Raw genomic sequence first — 15,624 nt, 5'->3', positions numbered from 1 at the left:
CCCCCGGTATAACGGATAGCGTGTATCTGTTATAGGGGTTGAAGTGGGCAAGATGGATTGCCTATGGCGCTTCAACGGCGGCGACTGTATCAGCGAGAGGTGAGGGTGACTAACGAATTAATTTCACCATGACGACAAAAATTGATTATCAAAGTCGATAACAAAAAAGCCAGCGTTTTCCGCTGGCTTTTGAGTTGGTTTTCTATATGAGGAACGGGTTAGGCTTTCTCTGGAATCGCTTCCAATAGTGCGACCATTTGATCCCAGAATAGAGCAACCGTGTCGATTTTCACTTTCTCGTCTGGCGAATGTGGGAATTTGATCGTTGGACCAAATGAAACCATGTCCATGTTCGGATATGGTTCTTTAAACAGGCCACACTCTAGGCCAGCATGGATAACCATGATGTTTGGTTTGTGGCCGTAAATGCCTTCGTACATGTCGCGGAAGATAGCCATGATTTCAGAGTCTGCATCTGGCTTCCACCCCGGGTATGCACCAGAGAAAGCAATCTTAGATCCTGCCAGTTCCGCTACGGATGTCAGCATACTTTCAACTTGATGACGGCCTGAGTCAATCAATGAACGCACTAGGCAAAGTACGTTGATCTTATTGCTCTCTGTGGTAACAACACCTAAGTTCAGAGACGTTTCAACTACGCCTTCGATCTCGTCACTCATGCGGATCACACCGTTAGGGCATGCATTCAGTGCAGCGATAAAACGTTGCTGATCAGCAATGGCCAGCACTTGCTCACTAGTTTCGATGGCTTCGTTGAATGAAACGATGTCTGTTTCTATTTTTCCTAACTCTTGCTTCAGCAAATCAGTGTAGAAGTTGAAGAGTTTAGCCAGCTTCGCTTCGTTTTCTGCTGGGATAGCGACAGTTACAAATGCTTCACGTGGAATCGCATTACGCAGGCTACCGCCACGGAATTCAACCAGACGTAGATCCAGCTCTTGTGCGTGACCTGCTAGGAAACGAGCGACAAGTTTGTTGGCGTTACCACGACCAGTATGGATATCACAACCAGAGTGGCCGCCTTTCAGGCCTTTCAATACGAGTTGGCGAGTTACGTAGCCTGCTGGGATAACTTCGCGCTTGATGTCGAATGTCATTTCGCCATCAATACCGCCCGCACAGCCCATGTAGACTTCGCCCTCTTGCTCTGAATCGGTGTTCAGCAGAATCTCACCTTCTAGCCATCCGGCTTCCAGGCCGAAGGCACCAGTCATGCCTGCTTCTTCATCAATAGTCAGAAGTACTTCAATCGGACCGTGTTTGATATCGGTAGAGGCGAGTACTGCTAGACAAGATGCCATACCCATACCGTTGTCTGCACCTAGAGTAGTACCTTTTGCGGTGACCCATTCACCGTCTATATAAGGCTGGATAGGATCTTTAGTGAAGTCATGATCTGTGTCTTCGTTCTTTTGCGGCACCATATCGATGTGCGCTTGAAGAACGACCCCTTTCTTGTTTTCCATGCCAAGTGTGGCTGGCTTTTTAATGAAGACATTGCCCGTCGGATCGCGACGGACATCAAGCCCTTGCTCAGTTGCCCAGTCCACAATGTATTGAGCGAGCGCTTCTTCATACTTAGAAGGGTGAGGGATTGAGCAGATCTTATCGAAAAACTGCCATAATGGTGCAGGTGATAAGTTGCTGATTTCAGAATGGAATTCAGACACGGATGACTCCTTAATCATAATAATGCCAGATCTTGTTAGGAAACTTAGTCAATTAAACGAACAAAAAACCAAATCTGACCTATTGGGTAGAGAGGAACAGAATAGCACTACCTAAGGTTAGGTAGTAGTCAAAGCAGAAACGAAATGTTTCGCTGCCATCACAGAACCTAGATTCAATCGTTTTGCCATGTGAGTCTGAATTCTTATTGTGTGTAATAAAAATAACATCCAAATTAATATTTCTGTAATTTAATTACTAAATTCATTTAATCTTGGTCATTTATTGAAATTTGTGTGACTTTTGTCACTTTTGTTGTTGTAATTAATTTTCTTTGAGGTATATTAGTAACCAACTTCGAAAGCGAAGAGAAAATGCTCAAAGGATGAGTCCGATTTGTCGCCTCCAAGGAACCGAGAAATCAATATTTGTTATCTGTTTTCATTGATTTAGAAGGTGATAGTTATGAAAGGTTTACCAAGTGCAGCGTTCTGGATAAACAACTCTGTTTACACTGGCAATTTTGCATACCCAACGAGCTTCGGTTACTAATTCCGAACTTGTGACTCTCGAACAAGTTTGTTCACCCCTATAATTGGAATTTTATTACAGCTTACAATTTGCTGACATGATTCAACCGCCACTCAATTTGAGTGGCGTTTTTTTATCTGTTGAAAATAACGCCTCTAATAGCATGGTTTTCTTATTTTCATCAGTTTTGCTTCACACTATTCGCGTAAACACATATCCAACCTCGCTCCAGCGCTTTTTCTTCAATGTAAGTTTACGACATGGTTGAAAAAATCACCCCTCAAAAACTCATAGATGCATTAACGTTATTCATTGAGCTAACAGGATTTTTTACCAATGTTCCTTTAGGTGGTGCATTTGAGTTCGAGTTTTATAGATATAAATATTGATTAGAGTCCTAATTCTATCTGGAATTTGCCATTTGTAGACTTTATAATCCCGCCAATCGATTACGCAACCGTTTACTCTTACCCTTTGGAATTCGATTATGTTCGAAAAAATATTCAAGCTCAGTGAACACGGAACGAATGTAAAAACTGAGATCATAGCCGGTATGACAACTTTCCTTACCATGGCTTACATCATCTTTGTCAATCCGGCCATTTTGGCTGATGCTGGTATGGATCGTGGGGCTGTCTTCGTAGCGACCTGTCTCGCGGCCGCTATCGGCTGTTTCATCATGGGCTTTGTCGCTAACTACCCAATTGCTCAGGCACCGGGAATGGGGCTGAATGCCTTTTTCACCTACGCCGTTGTTCTGGGTATGGGCTATACATGGCAAGTAGCTCTAGCAGCAGTATTTGTATCCGGCGTGCTATTCATTCTATTGAGTGTGTTTAAGATCCGAGAGTGGATCATAAACTCCATCCCACTTTCTTTGCGCACGGGTATCTCTGCGGGGATTGGTTTGTTCTTAGCATTTATCGCGCTAAAGAATGCAGGCATTGTGGTGGATAATCCAGCCACGCTTGTTTCTCTTGGAGCGATTACTTCACTACCTGCGGTATTAGCCTCAATTGGTTTTTTCTTAACTATCGCACTGGTTCACCGTGGCGTAAAAGGTGCGGTGATGATCGCTATTTTGGCGGTTACAGGCTTAGGTCTTGTGTTTGGTGATGTGCAATGGGGGGGGATCATGTCAACCCCACCAAGCATTGCTCCGACCTTTATGCAGTTGGACTTCTCTGCGGTATTTGAGATCGGTATGATTTCAGTGGTTTTTGCTTTCCTTTTCGTCGACTTATTTGATACTGCTGGCACGCTAGTCGGGGTATCTCAAAAAGCTGGTCTGATGGATAAAGATGGTAAAATTCCTCGTCTAAACAAAGCCCTTCTTGCTGATTCGACCGCGACTTCAGTGGGGGCTCTTTTGGGGACATCCAATACGACCTCTTACATTGAGAGCGTATCGGGGGTTGCCGCTGGAGGTCGAACAGGTCTAACGGCGGTTGTTGTTGGTATTTTGTTCCTTCTTGCTCTTTTCTTCTCGCCATTGGCTGGTATGATCCCTGCCTATGCAACAGCTGGTGCGCTATTTTACGTGGCGATTCTTATGCTTTCTGGTCTGGTGAGCATCGATTGGCGAGACCTGACAGAGGCGGCACCTGTTGTTGTTACCTGTTTGTTGATGCCTCTGACTTTCTCTATTGCGGAAGGTATTTCTCTCGGTTTCATCGCTTATGCGGCAATCAAGTTATTCAGTGGTAAAGGTCGTGATGTTTCCCTCAGTGTATGGGTGATGTCAGCAATCTTTATCTTCAAGTACATTGTTGCTTAAAGAACTTCATTAAGGGGTCGAACGTTCTGCGCTGAGTGGAATGGACTGCTCCTCAACTTTTATTATTAGGTTTAGAACAATGAGTAAGAAATTCATTATTACTTGGGATCAAATGCACAGTTATTGTCGTGAGCTTGCTGAGCAGCAAATGCCGGCAGAGCAGTGGAAAGGTATCTGGGCCGTAAGTCGGGGTGGTCTTGTTCCAGGTGCAATTCTCGCTCGTGAACTAGGTATTCGTTATGTTGATACTATTTGTATCTCTAGTTATGATCATGATCACCAACGTGATATGAGCGTCTTGAAAGCACCTGAAGGTGACGGCGAAGGTTACTTAATCGTCGAAGATTTAGTGGACAGTGGTGATACCGCTCGCAAGCTGCGTGAACTGTATCCGAAAGCAAAATTGATCGCAGTATGTGCGAAACCATCTGGTGCTGCTCTCCTTGATGATTATGTGGTTGATATTGCACAGGAAACGTGGATTGAACAGCCTTGGGATATGTCGATTCAGTACGCTGAACCGATCAATCGCAAGCAAAAATAACCTTTCCTGAGTGGTTCAATTAAAGTGAAATGGCCCTAAATGGGTCATTTTTGTTGGTTGAGCATTGGCTTTTTTCGCTTTCTGAAGGCTACCCTATATTTCTTTGGCCTCCTTTTATGACTTTTCGTAAGCCAATACTTCGAACCTTGATTCTTGTCTGACTTTTACCTCGCGACAGGTATACAATGTGGGAAATTATTCCCATTAGGTCATCTTATGTCTGAAGAAGTGAGCAAAAACCTCTCTGAAACCCTGTTCACCAATCATAAACAAGCCAAAGAAACCTCTGCGTTGACACAATACATGCCCAGCAGCCAGTCGGTGTTGGATCAAAAGCGTGAACAAGATGGCTTTAAATGGTATCGAAATCTGCGTCGAATGCAGTGGGTATGGCAAGGTATAGACCCTATTGAGCTCGAAGCTGTTCTCGCCAAGATTGCATCCTCAAAACATTCACGTACCCACGATGAGTGGCTGGATACCGTAATGGGCTATCACAGCGGTAATTGGACGTACGAGTGGACTAAGTTGGGTATGCAGCACCATAAACGTTCTAATGAATTAAAGGGTGAAGAAGCTGCCGATGAGCTGTTCAACGCTTCTTTGTGCTTTAGTATTGCAGGTTACCCGCACCTTAAGAATGACAACTTAGCGGTCCAGGCTCAGGTCCTTGCTAGTAGTGCTTATACTGAAGCGTCGAAGAAGACAAAATACATCGTTAAGCAGATAGAAGTTCCCTACCAGAACAAACGTATCTTGGCTCACCTCCATCTGACTAAAACAGATAAACCACAACCCGTGGTAATGGTCAGTGCGGGCTTAGATAGCTTACAAACGGACATGTGGAAGTTATTCCGTAATCATCTAGCTAAGAAAGATATCGCCATGTTGACTGTCGATATGCCCTCCGTCGGACACAACAGCCACTGGACATTGACGGAAGATACTTCTTGTCTCCATCAAGCCGTATTGAACGAGTTATTCCACATTCCTTGGATTGATCACCATAGAGTTGGGTTGATTGGGTTCAGGTTTGGTGGCAATGCGCTGGTTAGGTTGTCTTTTATGGAACCAGACAAAATTAAAGCGTGTGTCAGCTTGGGAGCACCTATTCATGATGTGCTTTCATCGCCGGAAAAGCTAAAGAAAATGCCGAAAATGTACTTGGATGTTTTAGCCTCACGCTTAGGGAAAAACGCCGTCGACGTCAACAGTTTGGCGGGTCAGTTAATGGCTTGGTCACTTAAGGTTCAAGGCATTTTGTCCAACCGTAAAACTAAGGTGCCTATTCTGGCAATGAGTCTCGAAAGCGATCCGGTTTCACCCTACAGTGACAATCAACTGGTTGCCTTGTTTAGTGATTACGGAAAAGCGAAGAAAATCAGTGCAAAAACAATTACACAAGGTTATGAGCAATCCCTCGATTTGGCGATTAAGTGGTTGGAGGAGGAGCTAATTAGATGACAAATCTAATAAATTAGGCAAGACTCATATAAGAGCAATACCCAAGCTAATTAGTCCTGTTTAACTTGCTCGTCATAATTACAACGAATAATCACAACAGATTTTGAATATGGAGATTCATTATGTCTGAACAGCCAAAGAATCCAACTCATTACCGTTTGTTGTCTACACTAAAGGCCATTGGCCCTTACCTCAGAGAGTCTCAATGTGAAGAAGGTCGCTACCTTTTTGATTGTCTTTCTGTGTGTGTGAATGACAAAAAATCGCCAGAAGAACGAGAGTTCTGGGGATGGTGGCTAGAGCTTGAACAAGAAGGGCAGACATTCGCAGCTCGTTATCGCACTGGTCTTTATGATGTTAAGGGCGATTGGATGGATGAAAAACTTCCGAAAAAAGCCGTAGAAGAAGTGTTTCGTACCCAAGAAGGTTTCCATAAAAAGCTATTAGAAACGTTGGAGACGGAATTCAATATGAGTGTCGATTTACACAAAGAATCGGTCGAATTCGTCTGATTTTTTCCTCATAACCATTTTCCAAAATAAAAAGGCGCTCAACGGCGCCTTTTCTACTTGTGAATTTGTGCTTTGATTGTTAAAACATCAGGTCCATGACCCAATTTGCCAGTGACATGTAAAGTTATGCAATCAGTAGGCTAATCGGTGAACTCTTTATTTTTCATAGCAGAAAGACAATGAATCAAAAATGCGGACAAGCGACACAGCGTCAAACTGTGGTTGTGAAACTGGGTACCAGTGTTTTGACTGGTGGCACTTTGGCGTTGGACAGAGCTCATATGGTTGAGCTAGCCCGCCAGTGTGCAGAGCTACAAAAATTGGGCCACTCTGTGGTCATGGTATCGTCTGGCGCAATTGCGGCTGGTCGAGAGCACCTCGGTTACCCCGCACTCCCTAACTCAATGGCGAATAAACAACTGTTAGCAGCTGTGGGCCAGAGTCAGCTGATTCAAACTTGGGAAGCGTTGTTTGGTATTTATGGTATTAAGATTGGCCAGATGTTGCTAACTCGTGCGGATATGGAAGATCGTGAACGATTCTTGAATGCCCGCGATACTATTAATGCGTTGGTTGATAACGATATCATTCCTATCGTTAACGAAAATGATGCCGTAGCGACCAGTGAGATTAAAGTCGGTGACAACGATAACTTATCTGCTCTAGTGGGTATTTTGTGTGGAGCCAACAAGCTGTTGCTCTTGACGGACCAAAAAGGGCTGTTTACCGCTGATCCGCGCAAAGATCCAAACGCTGAATTGATTAAAGAAGTGAAAACCATTGATGACACGCTACGCAAAATCGCTGGAGGCAGTGGCACAACGCTAGGTACAGGCGGGATGGCAACTAAACTTCAGGCGGCGGATATTGCTCGACGAGCTGGAATTGAAGTGATCATCGCAGCTGGCAGTGCGCCTGATGTGGTGTTTGATTCACTAGGTGAAGCACCGCAAGGCACCCGTTTTTTGCCCATTGAAGAAGCACTTGAAAGTCGCAAGCGCTGGATTCTGGCGGGTCCTGCGGCATCCGGTGATATTGTTATCGATGATGGAGCGGTTAAAGCTGTTATCGATAAAGGGAGCAGTCTATTGGCAAAGGGAGTGACTCACGTGAGTGGTGAATTTGCCCGTGGTGAGGTGGTGCGTGTGACTGATAAGAGCGGTGCTTTGGTCGCGCGTGGGATTTCCAGTTACTCAAGCCAAGACATGAGCAAGATAATTGGCAAGCACAGTAAAGATATTTTAGGCATTTTGGGTTATGACTACGGCAGCGAAGTGCTGCACCGCGATGATATGGTCGTAATTCAGGAATAATTGAGGTAAAGACAGTGGAACTGATTTCTATGGGGCAAGCTGCCAAAGACGCAGCTTTCCAACTAGCAACAGCATCAACGGCGCAAAAGAACCAAGCATTAGCGATCATCGCCGATGAACTCGAAGCCAACGCAGAAACCATTTTGGCAGCAAATGCCAAAGATATTGAACTGGGTCGTGGAGCTGGTTTAACAGAAGCGTTACTGGATCGTTTACTGCTTAACGAAGCGCGTTTGGCAGGTATTGCCAATGATGTACGTAACGTGATTAGCCTTAATGATCCTGTTGGCAGTGAAATTGACAGCAAAGTGCTGGAAAACGGCATGTCTTTATCTCGCCGTCGAGTACCATTAGGGGTTGTTGGCGTTATCTATGAAGCGCGACCGAATGTGACCATTGATATTGCCGCCTTGTGTTTGAAAACGGGTAACGCAAGTATCCTCCGTGGTGGTAAAGAGACATTTTTCTCCAATATGGAACTGGTTAAGGTTATTCAGTCTGCGCTGGCTAAAGCAGAGCTGCCTGCAGCCTCAGTTCAGTATATTGAGAAACCGGATCGAGAGCTAGTTTCTCAGCTGCTTAAGCTGGATGATTACGTCGACATGATCATTCCACGTGGTGGTGCTGGTCTTCACAAAATGTGTAAAGAAAACAGTACTATCCCTGTCATTATCGGCGGCTTTGGTATCAGCCATGTATTTGTTGATGAGAGCGCTGATCTCCAGAAATCTCTGGAAGTCGTCGAGAATGCGAAAGTACAGCGCCCTTCGGCTTGTAACGCTCTGGATACTTTATTGGTTCACCAAGCTATCGCAGCCGAGTTTTTGCCAATGTTGAAAGCTCGCATGGAAGAGAAAGTCACCTTTGTTGCAGAGCCTCAAGCAAAGGCTTTGATGGCTAATGCTAAGCAGATACGTGATAGTGGCGAAGGCGACTTTGATACGGAATGGCTCAGTTACACTCTTGGGGTCAAAGTGGTTAAGGATGTAAAACAAGCTATCGATCATATGCGAGTGCATAATGCCAGCCACTCTGATGCAATTATGACGAACAGTTTAGAAAACTCGGAGCTGTTCATCAATTCAGTGGGTTCTGCTGCTGTGTACGTCAACGCCTCTACTCGATTTACCGATGGCGCGCAGTTCGGTTTAGGGGCTGAGGTGGCGGTGTCTACACAGAAACTGCATGCTCGCGGTCCAATGGGATTGGAGGAGCTAACCAGCTACAAATGGGTAGGAAAGGCCAACTACCTACCGCGTAGTTAACAAAACTCAGTATTCCTATACGAAAAAGGGGGCGATTTTCGTCCCTTTTGCTTTTCTTCACTTTACCAAATCCGCTACACTAGCTGCGATATACTCAAATGACTTCGTTTACGTGGTAACAACCTATCTCTAAAGGGTTTTTAGTTGGTAGTTTTATCAACAAAGTGCATTTATTCGTTTCATCAACTTGCGTTAATCGCCAGAGGTTATTTGAGTATATTATGGAGGTGATATGCATTGTCCTTTTTGCTCTGAGAATGACACGAAAGTGATTGATTCTCGTCTGGTGGCTGATGGTCATCAGGTTCGTCGTCGCAGGCAGTGCCTAGCTTGTAGCGAACGCTTTACCACATTCGAAACCGCTGAGCTGGTGATGCCTCGTGTGATTAAATCCAATGGGAATCGCGAACCATTCAATGAAGATAAAATGGTTGGTGGTTTGCAGCGAGCATTGGAAAAGCGCCCCGTGAGCGCAGACTCTGTTGAACTGGCTATTAGTATGATCAAGTCTCAGCTGCGAGCGACTGGAGAGCGTGAAGTACCGAGTGAAATGATCGGTAATTTGGTTATGGATCAGCTAAAAGAACTAGATAAAGTTGCTTATATTCGCTTTGCATCCGTTTACCGTAGCTTTGAAGATATTCGTGAGTTTGGCGAAGAAATTGCCCGACTAGAAGATTAAAGGTTAAAGTAAAATGTCTGAATTCACTCCTCTAGATTATCAAATGATGTCGCGTGCGATTAAATTGGCGAAACGCGGCATTTACACCACGGCACCAAATCCGAACGTTGGCTGTGTTATTGCTCTTGATGACGACATCATTGGTGAAGGCTTTCACTATCGTGCTGGTGAACCTCATGCCGAAGTCCATGCACTAAAAATGGCAGGCGATAAGTCTATAGGGGCGACCGCTTACGTCACCCTTGAGCCTTGCTCTCATTACGGGCGTACCCCTCCATGTGCTGAAGGTTTGATCAAAGCTAAGGTTGCGAAAGTGATTTGCGCGATGGAAGACCCAAACCCACAAGTAGCCGGGCGTGGCATTAAAATGCTGCGTGATGCGGGTATTGAGGTTCAGGTTGGATTGTTAGAAAGCGATGCAATGGCTCTGAATTCTGCTTTCATCAAACGTATGAAAACCGGAATGCCATTTGTGCAACTGAAAATGGCTGCCAGCCTTGATGGCCAAACCGCGCTGAGTAATGGTCAAAGTCAGTGGATCACTTCTCCTCAGGCAAGGCAAGATGTGCAACACTATCGTGCTCAAGCTGGCGCTATCTTATCGACAAGCAAAACAGTGATCGAGGACAACGCATCACTGAATCTACGCTGGTCTGAGTTACCTGAATCTGTGCAGGCTAAGCTGCCTGAAAGTGAGGTGCGCCAACCTGTCAGAGTGGTGTTAGATCGTCAGCAACTGCTATCTTCCGAGCTCAAGTTCTATTCCACTGACGGTAAGCGTATTGTTGTCTCCGCACAAGGCGATATGGATCCTTTACTTAATGACTCAGAGCAAATCGATTTGACATCAGTATTTGCAAACCTGGTCTCCCATCACAATATTAATCACCTATGGGTTGAAGCGGGGGCCACTCTGGCAAGTAGTCTGATTAAAGAGGGCTTGGTGGATGAGTTAATATTGTACCTAGCACCTAAAATTATGGGCAGTGATGGTCGAGGTTTATTAGGTGCGCTTGGCCTAGAGTCGATGGCAGAGGTTATTGAACTCGATATTCAAGATATCAGGCAAGTTGGCCAAGACATTCGACTTGTAGCCCGACTTAAGAACAAAGAAGTGTAACTATGTTTACAGGAATTATTGAAGCTGTTGGTACGCTAACAGCGATTACTCCAAAAGGTGAAGATGTTAGTGTCACCGTTGAAGTGGGTAAGCTGGATATGTCAGACGTCAAACTCGGAGACAGTATTGCAACAAATGGCGTGTGTTTGACTGTGGTTGATTTCAATTCAACCAGCTACAGCGCAGATTTATCGTTAGAAACATTGAACAAAACTGGATTCACGGATTATCAAGTGGGTGGCAAGGTGAATCTAGAAAAAGCGATGTTGCCAACCACGCGCTTTGGTGGCCACATAGTGTCTGGTCACGTGGATGGCGTCGGTGAAATTACTGAACGTTACCAGGTAGGGCGGGCTATTGAATTTTGGGTTTCCATGCCTGAAGAGCTATCCAAATATGTTGCTGAGAAAGGCTCCGTTACTGTGGATGGTATTAGCCTGACGGTGAATGCTCTACGCAAAAATGCCTTCAAACTTACGATAGTACCTCACACTGGAGAAGAGACGACCATCGCAGATTTCCATGTTGGACGAACAGTCAATTTGGAAGTGGACGTACTAGCGCGTTACATGGAACGTTTATTGACCAGCCAAAATGAGCAGCCAGAATCGAGTTTGACTATGGAATTTCTCCAGCAAAACGGTTTTGCATAAATTAGCGGATACCCAGCCTAGGAGCTGGGTTTTGACAAAGAATCAAGTCGCCAAGTGCCCAGATAACAGGAACTAGAGAAATGCCAATTAGTACGCCTCAAGAAATCATCGAAGATATTCGATTAGGTAAAATGGTCATCCTGATGGATGATGAAGATCGTGAAAATGAAGGCGATCTGATCATGGCGGCCGAACATGTCACTCCTGAAGCAATCAACTTCATGGCGACTCATGGTCGTGGCCTGATCTGTCTTACGATGACCAAAGAACGTTGTGAGCGTTTAGGTTTACCGCCTATGGTCCAGGACAATAACGCACAGTATACCACCAACTTCACTGTTTCTATTGAAGCTGCGGAAGGCGTTACAACGGGAATTTCAGCAGCCGATCGTGCGCGCACTGTGCAAGCTGCGGTCGCAAAAGACGCCAAAGCGGCAGACTTGGTTCAACCTGGACATATCTTCCCACTTGCCGCGCAGGAAGGGGGCGTTCTCACTCGTGCTGGGCATACGGAAGCAGGCTGTGATTTAGCTCGCCTTGCTGGTTTAGAGCCTTCCGGTGTTATTGTTGAGATCCTTAATGATGACGGCACAATGGCCCGTCGCCCTGATCTAGAAATCTTCGCTGAGAAACATAATATTAAGTTAGGTACGATTGCTGACTTGATCGAATACCGCAACAACACAGAAACGACGATTGAGCGTGTTGCAGAGTGCAAATTGCCGACAGAATACGGCGAATTTGAATTAGTGACTTTCCGCGATACGATCGACAATCAGGTCCATTACGCCTTGTGCAAAGGCGACGTGCAAGAAAAAACACCATTGGTTCGAGTTCACCTTCAGGATACGTTTACTGATTTGTTGCGCAGCGACCGCAATGCGGAAAGAAGCTGGACGTTAGATAAAGCAATGAAACGTATTGGCGAAGAAGGTGGCGTTTTGGTGATTCTTGGTAATGAAGAGTCGACGGACCTGCTTATTCACCGAGTAAAAATGTTTGAAGCCCAAGACAAAGGCGAAGCGCCAACCTTAGCCAAGAAGCAAGGGACATCGCGACGTGTTGGTGTCGGTTCGCAGATTTTGGCGGATTTGGGTGTACATGACATGCGTCTACTTTCATCCACCAATAAGAAATACCACGCTTTGGGAGGTTTTGGTCTTAATGTGGTTGAATACGTTTGTGAATAAGCAGACAGAAAACGACTAGGTTGTATAGGAAGGCAAAGGGTGACAAACCAATTGCCTTCTTTGTTTTTAACGCCGATCTGCTAATTGAGTAATGCTAAATTTCCATTAGATATTGCTCACAGATTTGTGCTAGAATCCGGCGATTCTCACTTGATGAACATAGTTAAAGGAAAGCTTATGAAAGTGATCGAGGGTGGCTTCCCAGCGCCAAACGCAAAAATTGCTATCGTTATTTCTCGTTTCAACAGTTTTATTAACGAAAGTCTATTGTCTGGTGCAATCGATACTTTAAAGCGTCATGGACAAATCAGCGAAGATAACATCACGGTTGTTCGCTGTCCGGGTGCGGTTGAACTTCCATTGGTCGCTCAGCGAGTAGCGAAAACAGGCAAGTTCGATGCAATCGTATCTCTGGGTACTGTTATTCGTGGCGGCACACCTCACTTTGACTATGTTTGTAGTGAATGTAACAAAGGCCTTGCACAAGTGTCTCTGGAATACAGCCTTCCAGTTGCGTTTGGTGTACTGACCGTTGATACAATTGATCAAGCTATTGAGCGCGCGGGAACCAAGGCTGGTAATAAAGGTGCAGAGGCTGCACTAAGCGCACTTGAAATGATAAACGTTCTATCTGAAATCGATTCCTAATGGGGGCCAGTGTGAAACCAGCCGCACGTCGTAATGCACGTCGATTCGCTCTACAAGCGATCTACTCATGGCAAATTACTAAAGAGAATGTTGCCACTATCGAAGAGCAGTTCTTATCTGGTGGTAAGTATGATGAAGAAGAGCATCATGCTGCTGAACCAGCGCTTGTTGCACCAGACACTGACGTTGCATACTTCCGTGACCTGCTAACAGGTGTTGTGCTAAGTCACACAGAGCTAGACAGCAAAATTCGTCCTTATACTGCTCGTCCGATGCAAGATTTGGACATGATGGAGCTGGCTTTGCTTCGTCTTGCTATGTATGAAATGACGCGTCGTGAAGATGTGCCTTACAAAGTGGTCATCAATGAAGCCATCGAACTAGCTAAAGTGTTCGCCGCTGAAGAGAGCCACAAATTTGTTAACGGTGTGCTAGACAAAGCCGCACCTCACGTTCGCAAAAAATAAGTCGAATTGATAAAAAAAGGTCAGCAAGTGCTGACCTTTTTTATGCCTAACGTTACATTGAGTACTATGTCTGGTGAATTTAATCTAATCGAAACGTATTTTGTTGGTCGTCAAGCATCACGTAAAGATGTTTTGTTGGCGGCTGGTGATGATTGCGCCTTAGTCAAAGTACCTGAGGGGCTCTCTGTTGCGATCAGCACAGATACGCTGGTATCAGGGACTCATTTTCTTGAGAGTGCCAACCCGGCTTGGGTTGCCCATAAAGCATTAGCATCCAACATCAGTGATCTCGCTGCCATGGGCGCAACACCAGCATGGGTGTCATTTGCCTTGACGATGCCTGAACCCGATGAGGCTTGGCTGGCACCTTTCTGTGAAGCTTTTTTTGAGCTTGCGGATTATTATGGGGTGCAGTTGATTGGTGGTGATACCACTAAAGGCCCGTTAAGTCTAACGCTCACTGTGCAAGGATTGGTAGACCCAGATAAAGCACTACGTCGTGATGGGGCTCAAGTGGGTGATTGGGTTTATGTCACGGGTGATTTAGGAGACAGCAAAGCTGGTCTGGATGTAATCCTCAACCCGGAACTGAAATCTCAGCCGTTTGCTCTGGAGTTAGAACAACGCCACTATCTCTCGACGCCTCGCGTTTTAGTCGGTCAAGCACTCCTTAATCTCGCCAGCTCAGCTATCGATATTTCAGATGGTTTGATTTCAGATCTGCAACACATTCTGAAACGTTCTTCTGTTGGGGCAAGCCTTGACGTCTCGCTGTTACCTGTCTCTAATGCACTTATCCAATTTACGGGCACTTTATCTAAAGCTCAACAATATGCGTTATCCAGCGGGGAAGAGTACGAATTGTGCTTTACGGTACCTGAGCATAATAAAGGCTCCATCGAGAGTGCTCTTGCGCATTGTGGTGCTAAGATTACCTGCATTGGTCAAATACGACCACAAGGAACGTTTGAGTTGCACCAGCAAGGGCAAGCGTTAGATTGGATGCTGCAAGGCTATGATCACTTTAAATAATTCTAAGTAGTATAATGACAAATCCACTTTCACTTATCTCATTGAAAAACCCTTGGCACCTACTCGCTACAGGCTTTGGCAGTGGCCTTTCTCCTGTTGTTCCCGGAACGATGGGCACATTGGCTGCAGTCCCTTTCTACTTCCTTTTGGCTCAGTTACCTTTGCCTGTATACATCGTGGTTGTCGTCGCTTCTTGCTTAATTGGAATCAAAATATGTCAGGTGACCTCCGATGACATGGGAGTCCACGACCATGGTTCCATCGTATGGGATGAGTTTGCCGGTTTTTGGATAACTATGTTGGTGGTGCCATTGTTTCAACTTTCAGTGACGGACTGGAAATGGGTACTGACTGGGTTCGTGTTGTTTCGTTTCTTTGATATGGTTAAACCATGGCCGATTGGTTGGCTAGATAAGCGTGTCCATGGTGGCTTGGGTATTATGCTGGACGATATCGTTGCGGGCATAATGGCGGGTGTCTCGCTTTACTTTGTGGGTAAATACTCGGGCTGGCTGGTGTAAGGGAACGGGCGTTGCCCTATGGAAAGCGGGAACGGACTTCGTCCTGCGAGATGTGAGAACGGACTGCGTCCTATGGAGAACGGGAGCGCTTCGCTTTTGGAAAGCGGGAGCGGGCTTCGCCCTTCGAGAGTTTTTCGTTCCCGCATCCCGAATCCATAGCGAAGCGTTCCTAAATAAAAAGGGTTGATACCATGTACCAACCCTCAAAAACTTTCC

General features: G+C 45.5%; 15 protein-coding genes. 14 read left to right on the top strand and 1 reads right to left on the bottom strand.

All coding sequences use genetic code 11. The annotated features are described in order from the left end of the window. Nucleotides 1-218: 218 nt before the first annotated feature. Nucleotides 219-1,691: an aminoacyl-histidine dipeptidase gene (locus OH455_RS03315; RefSeq protein ID WP_269980344.1), complete on the bottom strand. Its 1,473-nt coding sequence runs from the start codon at nt 1,689-1,691 to the stop codon at nt 219-221. Nucleotides 1,692-2,707: 1,016 nt separating this feature from the next. On the opposite strand from OH455_RS03315, the gene OH455_RS03310 reads away from it, so the two are divergent. From OH455_RS03310 to pgpA, 14 genes are all read left to right on the top strand, one after another. Next, nucleotides 2,708-3,997 (top strand): NCS2 family permease, encoded by a 1,290-nt coding sequence (locus OH455_RS03310; RefSeq protein WP_045976103.1) that lies wholly within the window; start codon nt 2,708-2,710, stop codon nt 3,995-3,997. 79 nt (nt 3,998-4,076) lie between these two features. Beyond that, on the top strand, nt 4,077-4,541 hold the full coding sequence (gene tet(34) / locus OH455_RS03305) for an oxytetracycline resistance phosphoribosyltransferase domain-containing protein Tet(34) (RefSeq protein WP_006957928.1): 465 nt from the start codon (nt 4,077-4,079) through the stop codon (nt 4,539-4,541). A gap of 216 nt (nt 4,542-4,757) precedes the next feature. Continuing rightward, complete coding sequence (frsA, locus tag OH455_RS03300; RefSeq protein ID WP_269980343.1) at nt 4,758-6,005, top strand: esterase FrsA; 1,248 nt, start codon at nt 4,758-4,760, stop codon at nt 6,003-6,005. 122 nt (nt 6,006-6,127) lie between these two features. Next, nucleotides 6,128-6,517 (top strand): sigma factor-binding protein Crl, encoded by a 390-nt coding sequence (gene crl, locus OH455_RS03295; protein WP_269980342.1) that lies wholly within the window; start codon nt 6,128-6,130, stop codon nt 6,515-6,517. A gap of 179 nt (nt 6,518-6,696) precedes the next feature. Beyond that, nucleotides 6,697-7,830 carry a glutamate 5-kinase gene (proB, locus tag OH455_RS03290; RefSeq protein ID WP_045976100.1) on the top strand — a complete coding sequence of 378 codons (1,134 nt, stop codon included), beginning with the start codon at nt 6,697-6,699 and terminating at the stop codon, nt 7,828-7,830. A 14-nt stretch (nt 7,831-7,844) separates the two neighbouring features. Beyond that, the gene (locus OH455_RS03285) at nt 7,845-9,095 is read left to right on the top strand and encodes a glutamate-5-semialdehyde dehydrogenase (RefSeq protein WP_206368251.1); all 1,251 of its coding nucleotides are present in this window, start codon (nt 7,845-7,847) and stop codon (nt 9,093-9,095) included. 232 nt (nt 9,096-9,327) lie between these two features. Further along, nucleotides 9,328-9,777 carry a transcriptional regulator NrdR gene (gene nrdR / locus OH455_RS03280; RefSeq protein ID WP_006957923.1) on the top strand — a complete coding sequence of 150 codons (450 nt, stop codon included), beginning with the start codon at nt 9,328-9,330 and terminating at the stop codon, nt 9,775-9,777. A 13-nt stretch (nt 9,778-9,790) separates the two neighbouring features. After that, nucleotides 9,791-10,897: a bifunctional diaminohydroxyphosphoribosylaminopyrimidine deaminase/5-amino-6-(5-phosphoribosylamino)uracil reductase RibD gene (gene ribD, locus OH455_RS03275; protein WP_045976098.1), complete on the top strand. Its 1,107-nt coding sequence runs from the start codon at nt 9,791-9,793 to the stop codon at nt 10,895-10,897. Nucleotides 10,898-10,899: 2 nt separating this feature from the next. Further along, nucleotides 10,900-11,550, top strand: coding sequence for a riboflavin synthase (locus OH455_RS03270; RefSeq protein ID WP_269980341.1), 651 nt, complete (start codon nt 10,900-10,902; stop codon nt 11,548-11,550). 80 nt (nt 11,551-11,630) lie between these two features. Continuing rightward, entirely contained in the window at nt 11,631-12,740 is a 1,110-nt protein-coding gene (gene ribBA / locus OH455_RS03265; protein WP_045976096.1) for a bifunctional 3,4-dihydroxy-2-butanone-4-phosphate synthase/GTP cyclohydrolase II, read from the top strand. 177 nt (nt 12,741-12,917) lie between these two features. Further along, nucleotides 12,918-13,388: a 6,7-dimethyl-8-ribityllumazine synthase gene (gene ribH / locus OH455_RS03260; protein WP_006957919.1), complete on the top strand. Its 471-nt coding sequence runs from the start codon at nt 12,918-12,920 to the stop codon at nt 13,386-13,388. Further along, nucleotides 13,388-13,855: a transcription antitermination factor NusB gene (nusB, locus tag OH455_RS03255; protein WP_006957918.1), complete on the top strand. Its 468-nt coding sequence runs from the start codon at nt 13,388-13,390 to the stop codon at nt 13,853-13,855. The genes ribH and nusB overlap by 1 nt, the downstream gene beginning before the upstream one ends. 66 nt (nt 13,856-13,921) lie before the next feature. Next, on the top strand, nt 13,922-14,887 hold the full coding sequence (thiL, locus tag OH455_RS03250; RefSeq protein WP_269980340.1) for a thiamine-phosphate kinase: 966 nt from the start codon (nt 13,922-13,924) through the stop codon (nt 14,885-14,887). A 14-nt stretch (nt 14,888-14,901) separates the two neighbouring features. Beyond that, a complete protein-coding gene (gene pgpA / locus OH455_RS03245) occupies nt 14,902-15,408 on the top strand; it encodes a phosphatidylglycerophosphatase A (RefSeq protein WP_269980339.1) in 507 nt (168 codons plus the stop codon). Nucleotides 15,409-15,624: the final 216 nt, after the last annotated feature.

It is taken from the genome of Vibrio sp. T11.5, from assembly GCF_027587155.1.
GTDB lineage: Bacteria > Pseudomonadota > Gammaproteobacteria > Enterobacterales > Vibrionaceae > Vibrio > Vibrio neptunius.
Note: the sequence above shows the minus strand (reverse complement) of the source record. Positions and strands in the feature narration are given on the sequence as shown.

Excerpts from the sequence above, each read along its gene's own strand:
- nrdR (WP_006957923.1), top strand. The coding sequence starts at position 9,328 with ATGCATTGTCCTTTTTGCTCTGAGAATGACACGAAAGTGATTGATTCT.
- OH455_RS03270 (WP_269980341.1), top strand. The coding sequence starts at position 10,900 with ATGTTTACAGGAATTATTGAAGCTGTTGGTACGCTAACAGCGATTACT.
- ribH (WP_006957919.1), top strand. The coding sequence starts at position 12,918 with ATGAAAGTGATCGAGGGTGGCTTCCCAGCGCCAAACGCAAAAATTGCT.
- crl (WP_269980342.1), top strand. The coding sequence starts at position 6,128 with ATGTCTGAACAGCCAAAGAATCCAACTCATTACCGTTTGTTGTCTACA.
- frsA (WP_269980343.1), top strand. The coding sequence starts at position 4,758 with ATGTCTGAAGAAGTGAGCAAAAACCTCTCTGAAACCCTGTTCACCAAT.
- ribD (WP_045976098.1), top strand. The coding sequence starts at position 9,791 with ATGTCTGAATTCACTCCTCTAGATTATCAAATGATGTCGCGTGCGATT.
- nusB (WP_006957918.1), top strand. The coding sequence starts at position 13,388 with ATGGGGGCCAGTGTGAAACCAGCCGCACGTCGTAATGCACGTCGATTC.
- pgpA (WP_269980339.1), top strand. The coding sequence starts at position 14,902 with ATGACAAATCCACTTTCACTTATCTCATTGAAAAACCCTTGGCACCTA.
- OH455_RS03310 (WP_045976103.1), top strand. The coding sequence starts at position 2,708 with ATGTTCGAAAAAATATTCAAGCTCAGTGAACACGGAACGAATGTAAAA.
- thiL (WP_269980340.1), top strand. The coding sequence starts at position 13,922 with ATGTCTGGTGAATTTAATCTAATCGAAACGTATTTTGTTGGTCGTCAA.
- ribBA (WP_045976096.1), top strand. The coding sequence starts at position 11,631 with ATGCCAATTAGTACGCCTCAAGAAATCATCGAAGATATTCGATTAGGT.
- proB (WP_045976100.1), top strand. The coding sequence starts at position 6,697 with ATGAATCAAAAATGCGGACAAGCGACACAGCGTCAAACTGTGGTTGTG.